General features: G+C 35.3%; 12 protein-coding genes and 1 riboswitch. Of the genes, 11 read left to right on the forward strand and 1 reads right to left on the reverse strand.

What is annotated here, in order from left to right; all coding sequences use genetic code 11:
- Nucleotides 1-11: 11 nt before the first annotated feature.
- The gene (locus tag HCJ50_RS01655; protein ID WP_185346806.1) at nt 12-833 is read right to left on the reverse strand and encodes a MetQ/NlpA family ABC transporter substrate-binding protein; all 822 of its coding nucleotides are present in this window, start codon (nt 831-833) and stop codon (nt 12-14) included.
- Between the two features lie 108 nt (nt 834-941).
- Nucleotides 942-1,061, reverse strand: a riboswitch (SAM riboswitch).
- A gap of 152 nt (nt 1,062-1,213) precedes the next feature.
- On the opposite strand from HCJ50_RS01655, the gene HCJ50_RS01660 reads away from it, so the two are divergent.
- The 11 genes from HCJ50_RS01660 (at nt 1,214) to HCJ50_RS01710 (ending at nt 15,094) form a co-directional block, all read left to right on the forward strand.
- On the forward strand, nt 1,214-2,395 hold the full coding sequence (locus HCJ50_RS01660; protein ID WP_185346804.1) for a pyridoxal phosphate-dependent aminotransferase: 1,182 nt from the start codon (nt 1,214-1,216) through the stop codon (nt 2,393-2,395).
- 214 nt (nt 2,396-2,609) lie between these two features.
- Nucleotides 2,610-3,323 (forward strand): response regulator YycF, encoded by a 714-nt coding sequence (gene yycF / locus HCJ50_RS01665; RefSeq protein ID WP_185346802.1) that lies wholly within the window; start codon nt 2,610-2,612, stop codon nt 3,321-3,323.
- 186 nt (nt 3,324-3,509) lie between these two features.
- Nucleotides 3,510-5,342 (forward strand): cell wall metabolism sensor histidine kinase WalK, encoded by a 1,833-nt coding sequence (gene walK / locus HCJ50_RS01670; protein WP_185346800.1) that lies wholly within the window; start codon nt 3,510-3,512, stop codon nt 5,340-5,342.
- On the forward strand, nt 5,339-6,655 hold the full coding sequence (yycH, locus tag HCJ50_RS01675; RefSeq protein WP_185346799.1) for a two-component system activity regulator YycH: 1,317 nt from the start codon (nt 5,339-5,341) through the stop codon (nt 6,653-6,655). Before walK ends, yycH begins: the two co-directional genes overlap by 4 nt.
- 2 nt (nt 6,656-6,657) lie before the next feature.
- The gene (locus HCJ50_RS01680; protein ID WP_185346797.1) at nt 6,658-7,497 is read left to right on the forward strand and encodes a two-component system regulatory protein YycI; all 840 of its coding nucleotides are present in this window, start codon (nt 6,658-6,660) and stop codon (nt 7,495-7,497) included.
- A 118-nt stretch (nt 7,498-7,615) separates the two neighbouring features.
- Nucleotides 7,616-8,446, forward strand: coding sequence for an MBL fold metallo-hydrolase (locus HCJ50_RS01685; protein WP_185346795.1), 831 nt, complete (start codon nt 7,616-7,618; stop codon nt 8,444-8,446).
- A gap of 96 nt (nt 8,447-8,542) precedes the next feature.
- Complete coding sequence (locus tag HCJ50_RS01690; protein WP_187127463.1) at nt 8,543-10,036, forward strand: S1C family serine protease; 1,494 nt, start codon at nt 8,543-8,545, stop codon at nt 10,034-10,036.
- A 93-nt stretch (nt 10,037-10,129) separates the two neighbouring features.
- Nucleotides 10,130-10,420, forward strand: a complete 291-nt coding sequence (locus HCJ50_RS01695; protein ID WP_185346793.1) for a YciI family protein — start codon at nt 10,130-10,132, stop codon at nt 10,418-10,420.
- A 484-nt stretch (nt 10,421-10,904) separates the two neighbouring features.
- Nucleotides 10,905-12,743, forward strand: coding sequence for a beta-glucoside-specific PTS transporter subunit IIABC (locus tag HCJ50_RS01700; protein ID WP_185346791.1), 1,839 nt, complete (start codon nt 10,905-10,907; stop codon nt 12,741-12,743).
- 22 nt (nt 12,744-12,765) lie between these two features.
- Nucleotides 12,766-14,229, forward strand: coding sequence for a glycoside hydrolase family 1 protein (locus tag HCJ50_RS01705; RefSeq protein ID WP_185346789.1), 1,464 nt, complete (start codon nt 12,766-12,768; stop codon nt 14,227-14,229).
- A 28-nt stretch (nt 14,230-14,257) separates the two neighbouring features.
- Nucleotides 14,258-15,094 carry a PRD domain-containing protein gene (locus HCJ50_RS01710; RefSeq protein WP_185346787.1) on the forward strand — a complete coding sequence of 279 codons (837 nt, stop codon included), beginning with the start codon at nt 14,258-14,260 and terminating at the stop codon, nt 15,092-15,094.
- The last annotated feature ends 465 nt before the right edge of the window (nt 15,095-15,559 follow it).

Here is a 15,559-nt window from a genome sequence, read left to right on the forward strand (position 1 = left end):
AAAACAACTCCCTAAAATGCAGGTACAACAGACCCATTAAATTCTTTTTCAATAAATTCTCTGACATCATCAGAATGGTAATATTTTTCGAGTGTTTTTACTACTTCATCTTCTTTGTTTTCAGTGCGAACAACAAAAACGTTTGGATACGGATTGTTTTCTGTTGGTTCATTGTAAATAGCATCTTCATTAATAGAAAGCCCAGCGCCCATTGCAAAGTTTGTATTAATAGCTGCGGCTGCTACTTCATCTAATTGTGCAGGGATTTGTGAAGCCTCAAGTTCCACGATTTCTAAATCTAATGGATTTTCAGCAACATCTTTTTTCGTTGCTTTTTCTTCCACGCCATCTTTCAATTTAATAATACCTGCATCTTCAAATAATTTTAAACCACGATATTCGTTACTTGGATCATTTGGAACAGCAATTTTGTCCCCTTTTTTCAAATTCTTTAAGTCTTTAATGTCGTTTGAGTAGACGCCCATTGGAAAGGCAACTGTTTTAAAAGCTACGTCTAGTTTGTAACCTTTGTCTTTCTTTTGTTGCTCTAAAAATGGAATGGTTTGATAGTTGTTTGTATCCAAGTCACCATCGTTTAGAGCTGTATTTGGTGTATTATAATCATCAAATGTCTTGATTTTGATTTCAAGACCATCTTTTTTCGCTAATTTTTGAACTTCTTCAGCAATTTGTTGGTGTGGACCAGCTGTTGTACCAATAGTTATTTCTTTCGTGCTTAAAGCTTTATCATCACTACCGCCACCACACGCTGCTAATCCTAAAATAAGGCTTGACGCAAGTAAAATTCCTAACCCTTTTGTTAATTTTTTCATCTTTTTTCCTCCCTAGTATGTTGATTATTTATCCAGATTTATTCATGAAAGCAATAAAAAACTTCTCTATTTAGAATAGAGAAGTGGAAAGTCGAACATATCCAGCTCCTCTTATCTACCAAAATGATATCTACCATTTTGCTGGAATTAGCACCTTCACTTTACGCTTTAATAAAGTTGGGTTGCCGGGCTTCATAGGGCCAGTCCCTCTGCCGCTCTCGATAAGAGAAAATATTTTAGAAAAACCTGTTATTTAAAAATATACGCATTTTCCTTCAATTTGTCAATCGTTTTTTAGGTGTTTAAAAAAACAGACTGGACAAATACCTCAGAAAACTTTACTATTTTAATCAATGAAACTTATAAAGGACGGGTGTAAAATGAAAACTTCCAAACGTTTACAAAATTTACCAGAACAGTTTTTTTCTAGCCTAGTAGAAAAAGTTGGAAAGAAAGTGGCAGCTGGTCATGATGTTATTAACTTAGGCCAAGGTAATCCTGATCAGCCAACACCCGATCATATTGTTGCGGCACTTAAAGATGCTTCTGAAAAGCCTAATAATCATAAGTATTCTTTATTTCGTGGAAAGTTTGAATTAAAAAAAGCGGCCGCAGATTTTTATGCACGCGAATATAATGTAACTATTGATCCGATGACCGAAGTAGCAATTTTATTTGGAACAAAAACAGGATTAGTTGAATTGCCAATGTGTATTATGGATCCGGGTGATGTGATGCTATTACCGGACCCTGGTTATCCCGATTATTTGTCAGGAGTGGTTTTAGGAGAAGTTCAATTTGAAAGGATGCCTTTAATCGCAGAAAATCATTTTCTACCTGATTTCACTAAAATTCCTGCTGAAATTGCGAAAAAAGCGGAATTAATGTACTTAAATTATCCCAATAACCCAACTGGCGCGATTGCTACAACTGATTTTTTTGAGGAAACAGTTGCTTTCGCTAAAGAAAACAATATTACAGTTGCGCATGATTTTGCTTATGGTGCAATTGGCTTTGATGGTCAAAAACCGATTAGTTTCTTGCAAACTCCTGGCGCAAAGGAAGTCGGAATTGAATTATATACACTTTCGAAAACATATAATATGGCAGGCTGGCGAGTTGGTTTTGCGGTAGGAAACAAAGAAGTTATTGAAGCAATTAACCTTATTCAAGATCATATGTATGTAAGTTTATTTCCAGGAATTCAAGATGCGGCTATAGAAGCTTTAACAGGTGATCAATTGTGTGTCCGCGAATTAAATGCACGCTATGAAAAAAGACGCAATGTCTTTATTGCTGCATGCGAAAAAATTGGTTGGAATGCAGTTGCTCCAGCAGGTTCCTTCTTTGCTTGGATGCCAGTTCCCGAAGAGTTCACCAGTAGCCAATTTGCGGACTATTTATTAGAAGAAGCGAATGTTGCTGTAGCGGATGGAAGTGGTTTTGGGGAGTTTGGCGAAGGATATGTTCGTGTTGGACTTTTAATAGAGGAAGCTCGTTTAGAAGAAGCAATCACCCGAATTTCAAAATTACATCTTTTTGACAAAATTCCGCAAAGTTAAAACGCTGTCGTGACTTACTTTAAGATAAAAAAGCCTGTAATAATTCAGATAATTAAAGGTATGTGTTATAATTAGTTAGGTAAGTCTGTTTTTAATGTTACTAGTTTATAAAGATGAACCAAATGGGCTGTATTTAACAACAAAAAAGTATAAAACTAAACTATCTGTCCCGGTATAAACCGGCAAAATCCATGAATGAGAGGACTGTAAACTAATGGCAGAAAAGAAAATTCTTGTAGTAGATGATGAAAAACCGATTGCTGATATAGTTAAATTTAATCTAAATAAAGAAGGATTTGATGTATATTGCGCCTATGATGGCGATGAAGCATTAGAACTAGTTGAGGAAGTTCAACCAGATTTGATTCTACTAGATATTATGCTTCCAGGTCGTGATGGTATTGAGGTATGTCGTGAGGTTCGTAAAAAATATGATATGCCAATTATAATGGTCACAGCAAAAGATTCCGAAATTGATAAAGTTATTGGGCTAGAACTTGGAGCAGACGATTATGTAACCAAACCTTTTAGTAATCGTGAATTAATTGCTCGGGTAAAAGCTAATTTACGCCGTCACAGTCAAGTGAGCTCAAGTTCTGCAGAAGAAGAAGAAAATAGTGAAATAGAAATTGGTTCGTTAATTATTCATCCTGACGCATATGTTGCTTCTAAACGTGGTGAAACAATTGAACTTACGCATCGTGAATTTGAATTGCTTCATTATTTAGCGAAACACATGGGTCAAGTAATGACGCGAGAACATTTACTCCAAACTGTATGGGGTTATGATTATTTTGGTGATGTTCGGACGGTTGATGTTACTGTTCGTCGCTTACGTGAAAAAATCGAGGATAATCCAAGCCATCCAGCATGGTTAGTTACAAGACGTGGTGTGGGCTATTATTTACGGAATCCTGAACAAGAATAGTTAAAGCTTGATAAGCGGTTGCTAGAGTGTAAAAACTTTAGCAACTGCTTTTTTGGGTATATCCGCTTACTTAGTTCTTTTTTTATAAATAAATCGACCCAATTAACATTAAAAATCGTATGTCTCCCCCTGAACATATGGTATACTAATTTAAATATATTACCCCGAATAGGAGTAGAAAGACTTATGCATAAAATGAGATTTTTTCAGTCTGTACAATTTAAGTTAGTTATTATGTATTTGCTACTAATTATTGTTGCAATGCAAGTAATTGGCGCGTATTTTGTTCGTGAGCTGGAAGGACAACTGGAGAAAAATTTTCAAGATTCCATTACAAATAGCATTACTTTACTTGATTATAACGCTCGGGAAGAAATTTTGAAAAATAGCGATAACACTGTAAAATTACAAAATGATATTCGGGAACTATTAGTCGATTATTCGCGAGCAAGTAGTAATATCGTTGAAGTTAGAATAGTAGATAACAAAGGGAAAATTCTTGGTACGTCTAATTTAAATAACCAAGGAATTGTTGGGCAAAAAAGTAATGATCCACTCATTAAGCGAACATTATCGCTTGGAACGGCTTCAGAAGATAAAATCTACAGAGATGAATCTAATAAAAATAATCGCGTTTGGGTAAATGTTTCCTCTATCAAAAACAAAGGTGAAGTGATTGGGGCTATTTATCTTGTCGCGGATATTGAGAGTGTTTACCAACAGGTAGACGATATAACAAATATCTTTATTACTGGGACATTGATAGCGATGATTATCACTGCAATTCTTGGTATTTTACTTTCTAGAACCATCACAAAACCAATCATTGAAATGAAACGACAAGCCTATGCTATGGCACGTGGAAATTATAGCCGTAAAGTAAAAGTGTATGGTGTGGATGAAATCGGCGAGCTGGCAGATTCATTTAACACATTAACAAAACGAGTTCAAGAAGCGCAAGCAATGACGGAAGGGGAACGTCGCAAATTATCCTCGGTACTAGCCTATATGACAGATGGTGTAATTGCAACAGACCGTCGTGGAAAAGTCATCCTCATTAACACACCAGCAGAAAAAATGTTGCGTATCAAACATGAAAGTGCAAATGGCCGCTCAATTATTGATGTTTTGGATATTGGTGATAAGTTCCAATTTGAAGATTTAATGGAGGTAGATGGATCGCTAACAATGGATCGCAGTACCTCTGATAAACCGTATATTCTTCGGGCTAATTTTTCGGTGATTCAACGTGAAACAGGATTTAATAATGGAGTTATAGCTGTATTACACGATATTACTGACCAAGAAAAAGTCGACCAAGAACGTCGTGATTTCGTGTCTAACGTTTCACATGAGCTTAGAACACCGCTAACAAGTATGCACAGCTATTTAGAAGCATTAAGTGATGGAGCATGGGAAGACAAAGAAATTGCACCACGTTTCCTTGAAGTAACTCAAAATGAAACAGAACGAATGATTCGTTTAGTAAATGATTTATTAAAACTTTCTAGAATGGACGGTGGAAGAGAACGATTAGAAAAAAGTTTTGTTAATTTCACCGATTTCTTCAATCATATTATTGATCGTTTTGAAATGATGAAAAAAGAGACCATTATGTTTAAACGTCATATACCAAAAGAACCAGTGATTATTGAAATAGATGAAGATAAAGTAATGCAAGTGTTAGATAATATCATTTCAAACGCTAACAAATATTCACCAGATGGCGGTAGAATTTCTTTTTACTTAAAGAAATATGAAAATGAAATCGAAGTTAGTATTGCTGATGAAGGTCTTGGAGTGCCAGATGAAGACTTGACGACAATATTTGACCGCTTTTTCCGTGTAGATAAAGCTCGCTCGCGGGAAATGGGAGGAACAGGGTTAGGGCTTGCCATTGCTCGAGAAGTTATTGAAGCACATGGAGGCCGAATTTGGGCAGAGCAAAACAAGTCCAAAGGAACCATTATTAAATTTACCCTGCCATACAGTGACTTACCGGAGGATGATTGGGAATGATGAAAAAAACAGGCTTTCGTTCATTTATACTAACCGTTTTAGTCATACTCAGTGTCGTCCTCAGTTACTTAATTTGGAAAGGGCAGCCTGATTATGAAGCAATCAATGTTAAAGAAATCGAAAAAACAACAATTGATAAAACAATGAATACCTCTCAAGTGTTCCGTCCGTATAAACTAGCTGTTAATACAAACGGTAAAAATTACCAAAGTTTAAGCGCGGAGTTATTGAATGAATTGATGACACAAGGCAAAGCATTTAGTTTTTCAGAAGTAGTACTTGCCAATAAAAAAAGTAACGAAGAATATGAAAAGTTAATCCATAAGAGTGGTACTATTGAAATCGTTTATCCAAACAATATTCCCTTCTCTATTTTCGCTCAAATTTTCCAGGTGGAAGGGGATGGTTTAGAATCTGCTTTCTTTAACCGAATTATTTTTGATGTGAATAATACAGACACAGGACTCCACTCTGTTTATTTTGTTAATGATGATCAGGAAAATATTTATCAAAGTTCCTTACAAAATAAAGATATTGATAAAATCGAAAAAATTGTCAAAGCGAATGGAAGTAAATTAACAGAAAATGACAAACTGATTTTAAATAAACGTAATCTTTTCCTTAGTTCAAACGAAATCAAATTAAACCGTAAAAAATACATCATTGATTCACTGGAGATAAATCAGTTTACATCAGCATTATTCCAAGATTATGGAACAGTTAAAAGTGAAGGGAATACCTATACAGATGGATCCAGTGTTATAGAAATGGATCCAGAAAATAAAGTGTTGGAATATGTAAATCCGTCACAAGAAAGAACGAACCCAGAAGATTTAAGCAGTGCAAAACGTGCTGGATTAATTCAAGATAGTTTTAATTTTATTAATGATCACGCTGGATGGACTGGCGATGGCGGGTATTATTTTACTGGGTACACGGGGGAGAGCGCAACAACCAATTTTAGTTTATTTGTGGATAATCTTCAGGTCTATAATGAAAATGGTATGGCAGATATTTCGGTGACAGAAGGAATTGAAGCGGTCTACAAATATATACGTCCATTCTTCCGTCTTGATACAGATGTTCCTGGAGAGAAAAAAGAAGAAACTTTACCATCTTCGTACACGGTTTATGAAGAATTGACAACAAACCCGAATGTGAGAGCGGAGGATATTCAGGATATTGTTCCGGGCTATCATATGACGAGAAGCGAATCTACTGGTATGAACCGAATCGTTACATTAGAACCAACTTGGCTATATAAATATCATAATAAGTGGTTTATCTTCCAGACAGATAAGGAGGGTGAATAATAATGGATTGGCGAAAAACACAATTGATTTTTATTGTTACACTACTTATTTTAAATATATTTTTAGCTGTAATTTTCTTCAATAAACAATTATCGGATGATCCAGATACGCTTGGCAACGAAACGCTAGATGAACGTTTAAAAGCAGATAATATAACCTACCCTAGACTTTCAAGTAAACCAACAAGTGGGACAATTTTCACTACAGAACGAGCAGCATTTACAACAAAAGATGTTAGTGATTTATCAGGTCAAGCAATCACTTTAAAAGATAATAACAAAGAAATTTATTCCATTTTGCAAACACCAGTAAAAGCTGGGAAAAAAGGAAATAACGCTGAATTGAAAAAATTTATGGAGACAGAAATTTATCGAGGCGAATCGTACGAGTTTTGGGACTACAATAAAGAAACAAAAACATTAACTTTTAATCAATTAATCAATAATAATATGGTGCTTTTTGATGAAGCAGGTCAAATTACGTTCTATTTGGATAATAATGATCAAGTAATTTCGTATGAACAAACTTGGATGTCGAAACAAGATGATTTAAAAGATAAGACTAATTTGATGTCAGCAATGGATGCTTTAGAAGCGGTTTATCAACATGGGGAATTAAAACAGGATAGTGATGTAGTTTCAGCGACATTTGGCTATTATACGACTGTTCAACTCCCATCAGGAAATGTCTACTTCCCGGTTTGGTGTTTTGAGGTCAAACATGCAGATACTACTAGCTATATTTTAGTAAATGCAAAAGACGAGCAAGTAATTAACCAATCAGAAAATCAAACTACTATTGAACCAGGAAATGAACTATCCAGTCGTCAAAAAGCAAAATAAAATAGCAGTCAACCTAATTGTAACGATAATTAGGTTGACTTTTTCAAGTGACGGCACATGCAATTTAGCCAATTTAGCGTTACAATGAAAGGTATATAAGCCTTTAGGGGGATTAACTATGTTCGCAAATAAAATTTTAACAGAAAAAGATACGGAACAAATCCGATTTAGTATATTAGCCAGTGGAAGTTCAGGCAATGCAACACTTGTAGAAACAGGTGACCAAAAAATACTTGTAGACTGCGGTTTAAGTGGGAAAAAAATGGAAGGTTTGTTTGCACAAGTCGGTAGAGAAATGAGTGATTTAGATGCCATTTTAATTACACATGAGCATTCTGATCATATTAAGGGGCTTGGTGTACTTGCTCGAAAGTATAAGCTACCAATATATGCCAACGCAAAAACATGGAAAGCGATGGATAATATGATTGGTGAAGTTTCATCTGACCAAAAATTCCAATTTGATATGGAAACAGTGAAATCTTTTGGTAGCATGCAGGTGGAATCCTTTGGTGTATCACATGACGCAATTGAGCCGATGTTTTACATATTTCATAAAGGGAATAAAAAGTTCGTAATGATAACTGACACAGGGTATGTAAGTGATCGTATGAAAGGGCATATTGCAGGAGCGGATGCTTATCTTTTTGAAAGTAATCATGATGTGGAAATGCTTCGAATGGGACGGTATCCTTGGAATGTCAAACGCAGAATTCTTGGTGACGAAGGTCATGTGAGTAATGAGGATGCGGCGATTGCAATGAGTGAAGTCATTACTGATCAAACGAAACGAATATATTTGGGTCACCTTAGTAAAGACAACAACATGAAAGAACTTGCTAGAATGAGCGTAACACAGACACTTATCGCAGAAGGAATTGACGTTGGTGGAAAGCTAGAGATTTTTGATACGGATCCAGAGACTGCAACTTCCATCTTCACTATTTAAGTTTCACCAATTTGTTAAAGCTTTTTCATTGTTTTTTCATATTTGAAGGTTACTATGAAATATATAAATGCGAAATTTGCAGAGAGGAAGGAAGACATGGACGAGAAAAAGAAAGATTTAAATGAAACCCCAGAAAATGAAAACACGCCAAAAAAAGAGACTGAGGATACTTTACATAATTCTGAGAGATCACAACCAGTCCAAGAATCTCCTATTGTAGAAGGCGTAACACCAGAAGGAGAGAAGTTTGCCGGAGCGACAGAAGAGGCAGCAGAAGCAAGTTCTACCAATGCATTTTTTGAAGGAGCTAGTACTGAACCAACCAGACCAGCACCTGGGCCAAGACGTGCAGGGAATGTTGACGGTGGCGGACCTCCTACACGAGGGACATCAGGCGGAAGTGGTGGAGGAAATGGCCAACCACCGAAGAATGGAAAACATTTTGTTGGTTACTTTTTAACTGCGCTCATTGGAGTGATTATTGGGGGTCTAATTATCTTCTTTGTTGCTTGGGACAATGGCGACAATACAGATACAGCGAGCGATACAACTTCCAACAAAACAAGTAAAGTAGAGAAAGTATCAGTGGAGACGACTTCCGATGTAACAAAAGCAGTAGACAAAGTTCAAGATGCAGTGGTGAGTGTATTAAATTACCAATCATCTTCATCACTTGATGGAACAACTACTTCGGAACAAGAAGCTTCATCTGGATCAGGTGTAATTTACAAAAAAGAAAATGGTAAAGCATACATCGTAACTAATAATCACGTTGTTGCTGATGCCAATAAATTAGAAGTAACTTTTGCAAACGGGAAAAAATCAGAAGCAAAATTACTTGGAACAGATGAATGGAATGATTTAGCTGTTCTTGAAATTGATGATAAAAACGTAACAAAAGTTGCTGAATTTGGTGATTCGGATTCATTAACACTTGGCGAACCAGCCATTGCGATTGGTAGTCCGCTTGGCACAGAATTTTCTGGTTCTGTAACACAAGGTATTATTTCTGGCTTAAATCGTGCCGTGCCAGTTGATACAAATGGTGATGGAACAGAAGACTGGGAAGCAGATGTTATCCAAACAGACGCAGCAATCAACCCAGGTAATAGTGGTGGAGCTTTAATTAATATCGAAGGACAAGTTATCGGAATCAACTCCATGAAGATTTCGATGGAAAATGTAGAAGGTATAAGCTTTGCGATACCAAGCAACACCGTGGAACCAATCATCGAACAATTAGAAACAAAAGGTGAAGTAGAACGGCCATCGCTTGGTGTATCATTGCGTGACGTCGATACTATTCCAGAAGCGCAACAAAAAAACATCTTGAAATTACCAGAAGGCGTTGATTACGGCGCAATGGTTCAACAAGTAGTATCAGGTTCCGCAGCAGATAAAGCAGGTCTGAAACAATATGACGTTATCGTGGAACTAAATGGCGAAAAAGTAACTAATTCAATGACATTACGCAAAATTTTATATGGTAATGATGTGAAAATTGGCGATAAAGTCAAAGTAAAATACTACCGTGATGGAAAAGAAAAAACAACAGATATCGAACTAGAAGCAGCTGAAACAAATACATGATGACGCCAAAGAGTATCAAACAAAAGATACTTAAAAATGTGAACAATAAAAGATGTCACATCTGGTAAAATAGAAACGAGAGAAGGGACAACTTTGAAAACGTTATTTATACTTAATTTAACGTACAAAAAGGACCTACAAGAAGTAGAAAACTATTTAGAGGAACATAATCAATATTTAGAAAATTATTATTCAAAAGGAAATTTTATTTGCTCAGGCAGAAAAAATCCTCGGACGGGAGGAATCATAATTTCTTCGTTTCATACGCTAGATGAGGCACAAGAGGCAATTAAAGATGATCCATTCTATAAGCATGAAATTGCCGAATACTCTATCGTTGAATTTTTACCTAGTAAAGTTGATAGCAGTGTGCTTAAATTATAATGAATCCTAAAAATCCGTGTCAGTGTCCAATACTGGCATGGATTTTTTGTTTAAAATTACCAGGATAAAATAGAACGACAGGAACATGAAAAATTAGTGAGGTTCAGCTGCCAGGATTTCTGCTTCCTTATTCTTGAGCGTAAAATTTTCAAAAATAGTTATACGTTTTCTTTTTCAGGTAATACCACAAAAAGTATAAGCACTACCTGTAAACCAGAAGATTGGTCCATCATTATAAACTCAGTCGCAATAATTTACTCGGAGAAGAAAAGATATTCACTTATAAAATAATGATTGCGTTTTCATATTTTGCATGATACAATCGATTTGTAAATATAATAACAGGCATGTGACTGGTAAAGCAGGCAGGACCTAGGTGGATGTATGAAAGCATTTTTTACTTTCATGCTATTCCCCTATGTTCTGCCTTTTTTGATTTTTTTGGCCAATAAATCAAAAAATAAACATAAAGGAGAATTAGATTATGGATTATAAACAGGTAGCATCAAGTGTTCTGGAAAATATTGGCGGAGAAAAAAATATTTTACATATGGAGCACTGTTCCACTAGACTTAGATTTACTTTGAAAAATTATGATCAAGTGAATGTTTCTGAACTGGAGAAGATTGACGGTGTAATTGGTGTGAAACAGAATGTTCAGTGCCAAGTTATTATTGGAAATGAAGTTGTGGAAGTATATGATGAATTAATGAAACTTACCGGTCCTATTGATAACAATACGAAGAGCCCTTCTGAAAAAAGGAAAATTGGAGCAATATTTTTAGATTTTCTAGTTTCTATATTCCAACCACTAGTGCCAGCAATTGCAGGCGGAGGAATATTAAAATCTATTTTGATGTTACTAGCAATCATGGGAGTAATGAATGAACAAAGCCCTACGTACCAAATCCTAAATTTAATTGGCGGAGCACCACTTTATTTTCTACCTATCTTAGTCGCAATGACAACTGCAAATAAATTAAAAGTAAATCCATTAGTTGCAGTGTCAGCAGTAGGCGCTTTATTGCTTCCAGATATGGCTGCCTTGTTGGCAAAAGGGACAACTTTATTCACTTTCCAAATTGAAAATATTTCTTATGCCTTTCAAGTATTTCCAGCAATACTAACTGTTTTACTTTATTCACAGGTAGAAAAGTTTTTTACAAAATATTCATTAAAATCGATTCGGATTTTCTTTGTCCCAATGATGAGTTTGGTAGTCACTGTACCAATTTCTTTATTGATATTAGGACCATTCGGATATTATGTTGGGACCATTTTTTCATCCATTATAGTTAGCTTTTATGAACAATTCGGTTGGGTTGCAACTGGGCTACTTGCAGCAATTTTGCCTTTAATGGTCTTAACTGGAATGCATAAAGCCCTGTTACCTTATGCTATTACCACAATGGGAAATCTAGGCGCGGAGATGCTTTATTTACCTGCATCATTAGCACATAATATTGCAGAATCAGGGGCTTGTTTTGCGGTGGGCATTAAAACGAAGAATAAAGAATTAAGAGCCACCTCTGTCTCGGCTGGAATTTCTGCCTTGTTTGGTATCACTGAGCCAGCCTTATATGGTGTCACTATTTTGCACAAAAAAGTTTTATATAGTGTTATGGCTGCTAGTATGATTGGAGGTGCATTCGCAGGAGCAGTTGCACTCAAAGCGTTTGCACTCGTAGGTCCTGGGCTAGCTAGTATAACTATGTTTGCGGACAAAACAAATCCGATGAATCTGGTTTGGGCGTTTGTAACACTGGGATTATCATTTGTACTAGGTTTCATTTTTGTATTAGTTTTATATAAAGATCCAACTGAAAAAGTAAAAACAGAACGAAGTAACGGAGAGGATTTAGATTCGATATATAGTTTGAAAACTCCTGTTGAGGGTCAAGTTATCCCAATGTCCCAAATAAAGGATGATATTTTCTCGAGTGGCATGATTGGTGATGGCTTAGGTATTATTCCAAGTAGTGGCACATTATTTTCACCATGCAGCGGCGAAATAACCATGGTCTTTGATACGAAGCATGCAATTGGAATGCGATTGGATAACGGGGCGGATTTACTTTTTCATCTTGGGATTGATACAGTAAAAATGGAAGGAAACGGTTTTGATACGTTAGTAAAGGTTGGCGATAGAGTGAAACAAGGTGATCCATTGATTAGGTTTAATTTAACAGAAATTGAACGCTTTGGATTAGACCCTACAGTCATTTTCCTAGTAACAAATCAGACTAATTTTAGCATAGTAAAATTCAAGGAGGGTGAGCTAGCGGGCAAGGACGATATTATTATGGAAATAGAATCAAACTAAAATAAAAGAAAAGAGGATTACAATGACATTATCAAATTTTCCAGATGGTTTTTTATGGGGCGGAGCAGTAGCAGCAAATCAAATTGAAGGAGGGTGGAATATTGGTGGGAAAGGGCTATCTGTAGCAGATATGGCTAGTTATAAGCCTAATCTTGATGTGAAAAATTTCTTAGCACATATGGAAATTAATAGCAAAACTATTAGTGAAGCTATCAACGACAAAACAGACAAATTTTATCCTAAAAGAAGAGGTGTCGATTTTTATCACAGATACAAAGAAGACTTAGCTTTATTTGCTGAAATGGGTTTTAAGACATTAAGGTTATCGATAGCTTGGACTAGGTTATTTCCGACAGGGGAAGAATTAGAGCCAAATGAAAATGGTATAAAATTTTATGAGTCGCTATTTAAAGAAATGGAGCGATTAAATATAAAACCGATTGTTACGTTGTCTCATTATGAAATGCCCGTTTCGTTAAGTCTTAAGTATAATGGGTGGGTTGATAGAAGAGTAATTTCTTGTTTTACAAGATTTTCGGAAGTGTGTTTTGACAGATTTGGTAAATATGTTAAGTATTGGCTAACTTTTAATGAAATTGATAGCATTCATCGCCATCCCTTTACAACAGCAGGAATAATCAAAGATAAATGTGCAGCAGGTGAAGAGGAGCAAAATATTTATCAAGCATTGCATCATCAATTTGTGGCAAGTGCGATAGTAACTAAAATAGCGCATGAAAAAATACCAGATTCACAAATTGGCTGTATGGTTACAAAATTAATGACTTATCCGCTAACTTGTGCCCCATTAGATGTAGAACTTACTTTAAAGAAAAATCTAGAAAACAATTTTTATGCAGATGTTCAAGTCTTTGGCGAGTATCCTAAAATGATATTAACAGACTTGAAGAAAAGGGGCATCGAAATCACATTTGAAAAAGATGATCTAAAAATATTAAAAGAAAATACTGTTGATTTTGTTACCTTTAGTTATTATATGTCAATGGCAGAATCAGCAAATCCAGACGCTGAAAGAACACCAGGTAATACGGTTTTAGGTGTCAAAAATCCTTACCTTACGTCTACTGAATGGGGTTGGCAAATTGATCCAAAAGGGCTGAAAATTTCGCTTGTAGAATTGTATGACAGATATGAATTGCCATTAATGATTGTTGAAAATGGCATGGGAGCCAAAGATGAGTTAGTAGAAAATACGGTTCATGATAGTTACCGGATAAAATATTTTGAAGAACACTTTAAACAAATGAACGAAGCAATAGGAGAAGGGGTGGAACTTATAGGATATACGAGCTGGGGACCGATTGATTTAGTAAGCGCAGGAACATCACAAATGTCAAAACGCTATGGATTTATTTATGTGGATGTAGATGACGAAGGAAATGGCTCATATAATAGGTACAAAAAAGATTCCTTTTATTGGTATAAATCTGTTATCGAAACAAATGGACAGTGTATTTTTAATTGATATTTTAGAACTACAGGAGGGATAACTCTTGCCATCAATAAAAAAAGTATTGAACACAAGTGTCGTGTTAGTTGAAAAAGATGGTGTTGAAATGATTGCGCTTGGTAAAGGGATAGGATTTGGAAAAAAGCATGGAGATGTCATCGATGATAAAAGTGTCGATAAAATATTTCTTGAAAAAAATAGTAAAACAGCACATATTACAGAATTGATTGATGAAATTCCATTTGAATATTTTGAGGTCACCAAAAAAATTGTCATTCAAGCGGAAAAAAGGTTAGAAAAAAAGCTAAATAGTATCCTGTATCTTACTTTAACTGACCATATTCACTTTGCTGTTGAAAGAGTGCATAAGGGACAAATATTATCCAATAAATTATACTGGGAGATAAAAAATTACTATCCTCAAGAATTTAGTATTGGTTTAGAAGCACTTACCATCATAAACAATACATTTTCAGTAAATCTACCAAAAGAGGAAGCTAGCAACATGGCATTTCATTTGATTAATGCCATGTCAGCAGAGGACGATCCTAATGACAGTTTTAAATATGCGAAGATGATTGGCTCTATAGTAACGGTTGTCAAATATTCCCTAAATACAAATATTGATGTGTCTTCCATTCACTACACAAGATTTATTACGCATGTACGTTTTTTTGTAGAACGCTTTTATTCTAAGCAACTTTTACAAGATTGTGATAACGAGTTGTACAATCAAATGGCTATATTGTATCCTTATGCGATGGAAATTGCTGAAAAAGTGAGAGAATATATTAGTAGAATGTATAAATATGATATTCCTCCGGATGAAGTGATTTATTTAAGCATCCACATTAACCGACTTGTAAGATATTCGCAATGACAAACAGAAGCGGATGTTAGTTATCAAAAAATGGATTTGATTCGTCTTAAAGCGGAGGAATCAGATCCATTTTTTTAATACTAGAAAAAGATTATCCTTGATAAAGACATAGAGACTAAACAACTTTAGTGAGCAAGGGAAATTATAAAAGCAAGCCTCTAACACGCAAAAAGCGCACCTAAAAGAATTTTATCAAGATCAACTATTCAAGGTAGATAACGCATTGGATTGTATATTAGTGAGGTTTAAAGAAATGTGTCTTAGTATACGCTTTTTTTAGTTGTGGATAGTGAATTTTTCCATTATAGATATAGTGGGGAACATAAATTCTTCTACTAAATATAGGTGCTTCCTGTGGATATGTGGATAAGGTCTGTGGATAACCTGTGTGTAAGCAGTGAATATCTTGTGGAAAAGAACAATTTTGATAATTTGATTAATAAAAGCAGACTTAATTTTGAATAA

Origin of the sequence: Listeria immobilis (assembly GCF_014322765.1) — a bacterium.
Taxonomy (GTDB): Bacteria; Bacillota; Bacilli; order Lactobacillales; family Listeriaceae; genus Listeria; species Listeria immobilis.

What these genes read in the sequence shown, in the direction of transcription:
- HCJ50_RS01655 (WP_185346806.1), bottom strand. Translation starts at nt 833, where the DNA reads ATGAAAAAATTAACAAAAGGGTTAGGAATTTTACTTGCGTCAAGCCTT.
- HCJ50_RS01660 (WP_185346804.1), top strand. Translation starts at nt 1,214, where the DNA reads ATGAAAACTTCCAAACGTTTACAAAATTTACCAGAACAGTTTTTTTCT.
- yycF (WP_185346802.1), top strand. Translation starts at nt 2,610, where the DNA reads ATGGCAGAAAAGAAAATTCTTGTAGTAGATGATGAAAAACCGATTGCT.
- walK (WP_185346800.1), top strand. Translation starts at nt 3,510, where the DNA reads ATGCATAAAATGAGATTTTTTCAGTCTGTACAATTTAAGTTAGTTATT.
- yycH (WP_185346799.1), top strand. Translation starts at nt 5,339, where the DNA reads ATGATGAAAAAAACAGGCTTTCGTTCATTTATACTAACCGTTTTAGTC.
- HCJ50_RS01680 (WP_185346797.1), top strand. Translation starts at nt 6,658, where the DNA reads ATGGATTGGCGAAAAACACAATTGATTTTTATTGTTACACTACTTATT.
- HCJ50_RS01685 (WP_185346795.1), top strand. Translation starts at nt 7,616, where the DNA reads ATGTTCGCAAATAAAATTTTAACAGAAAAAGATACGGAACAAATCCGA.
- HCJ50_RS01690 (WP_187127463.1), top strand. Translation starts at nt 8,543, where the DNA reads ATGGACGAGAAAAAGAAAGATTTAAATGAAACCCCAGAAAATGAAAAC.
- HCJ50_RS01700 (WP_185346791.1), top strand. Translation starts at nt 10,905, where the DNA reads ATGGATTATAAACAGGTAGCATCAAGTGTTCTGGAAAATATTGGCGGA.
- HCJ50_RS01705 (WP_185346789.1), top strand. Translation starts at nt 12,766, where the DNA reads ATGACATTATCAAATTTTCCAGATGGTTTTTTATGGGGCGGAGCAGTA.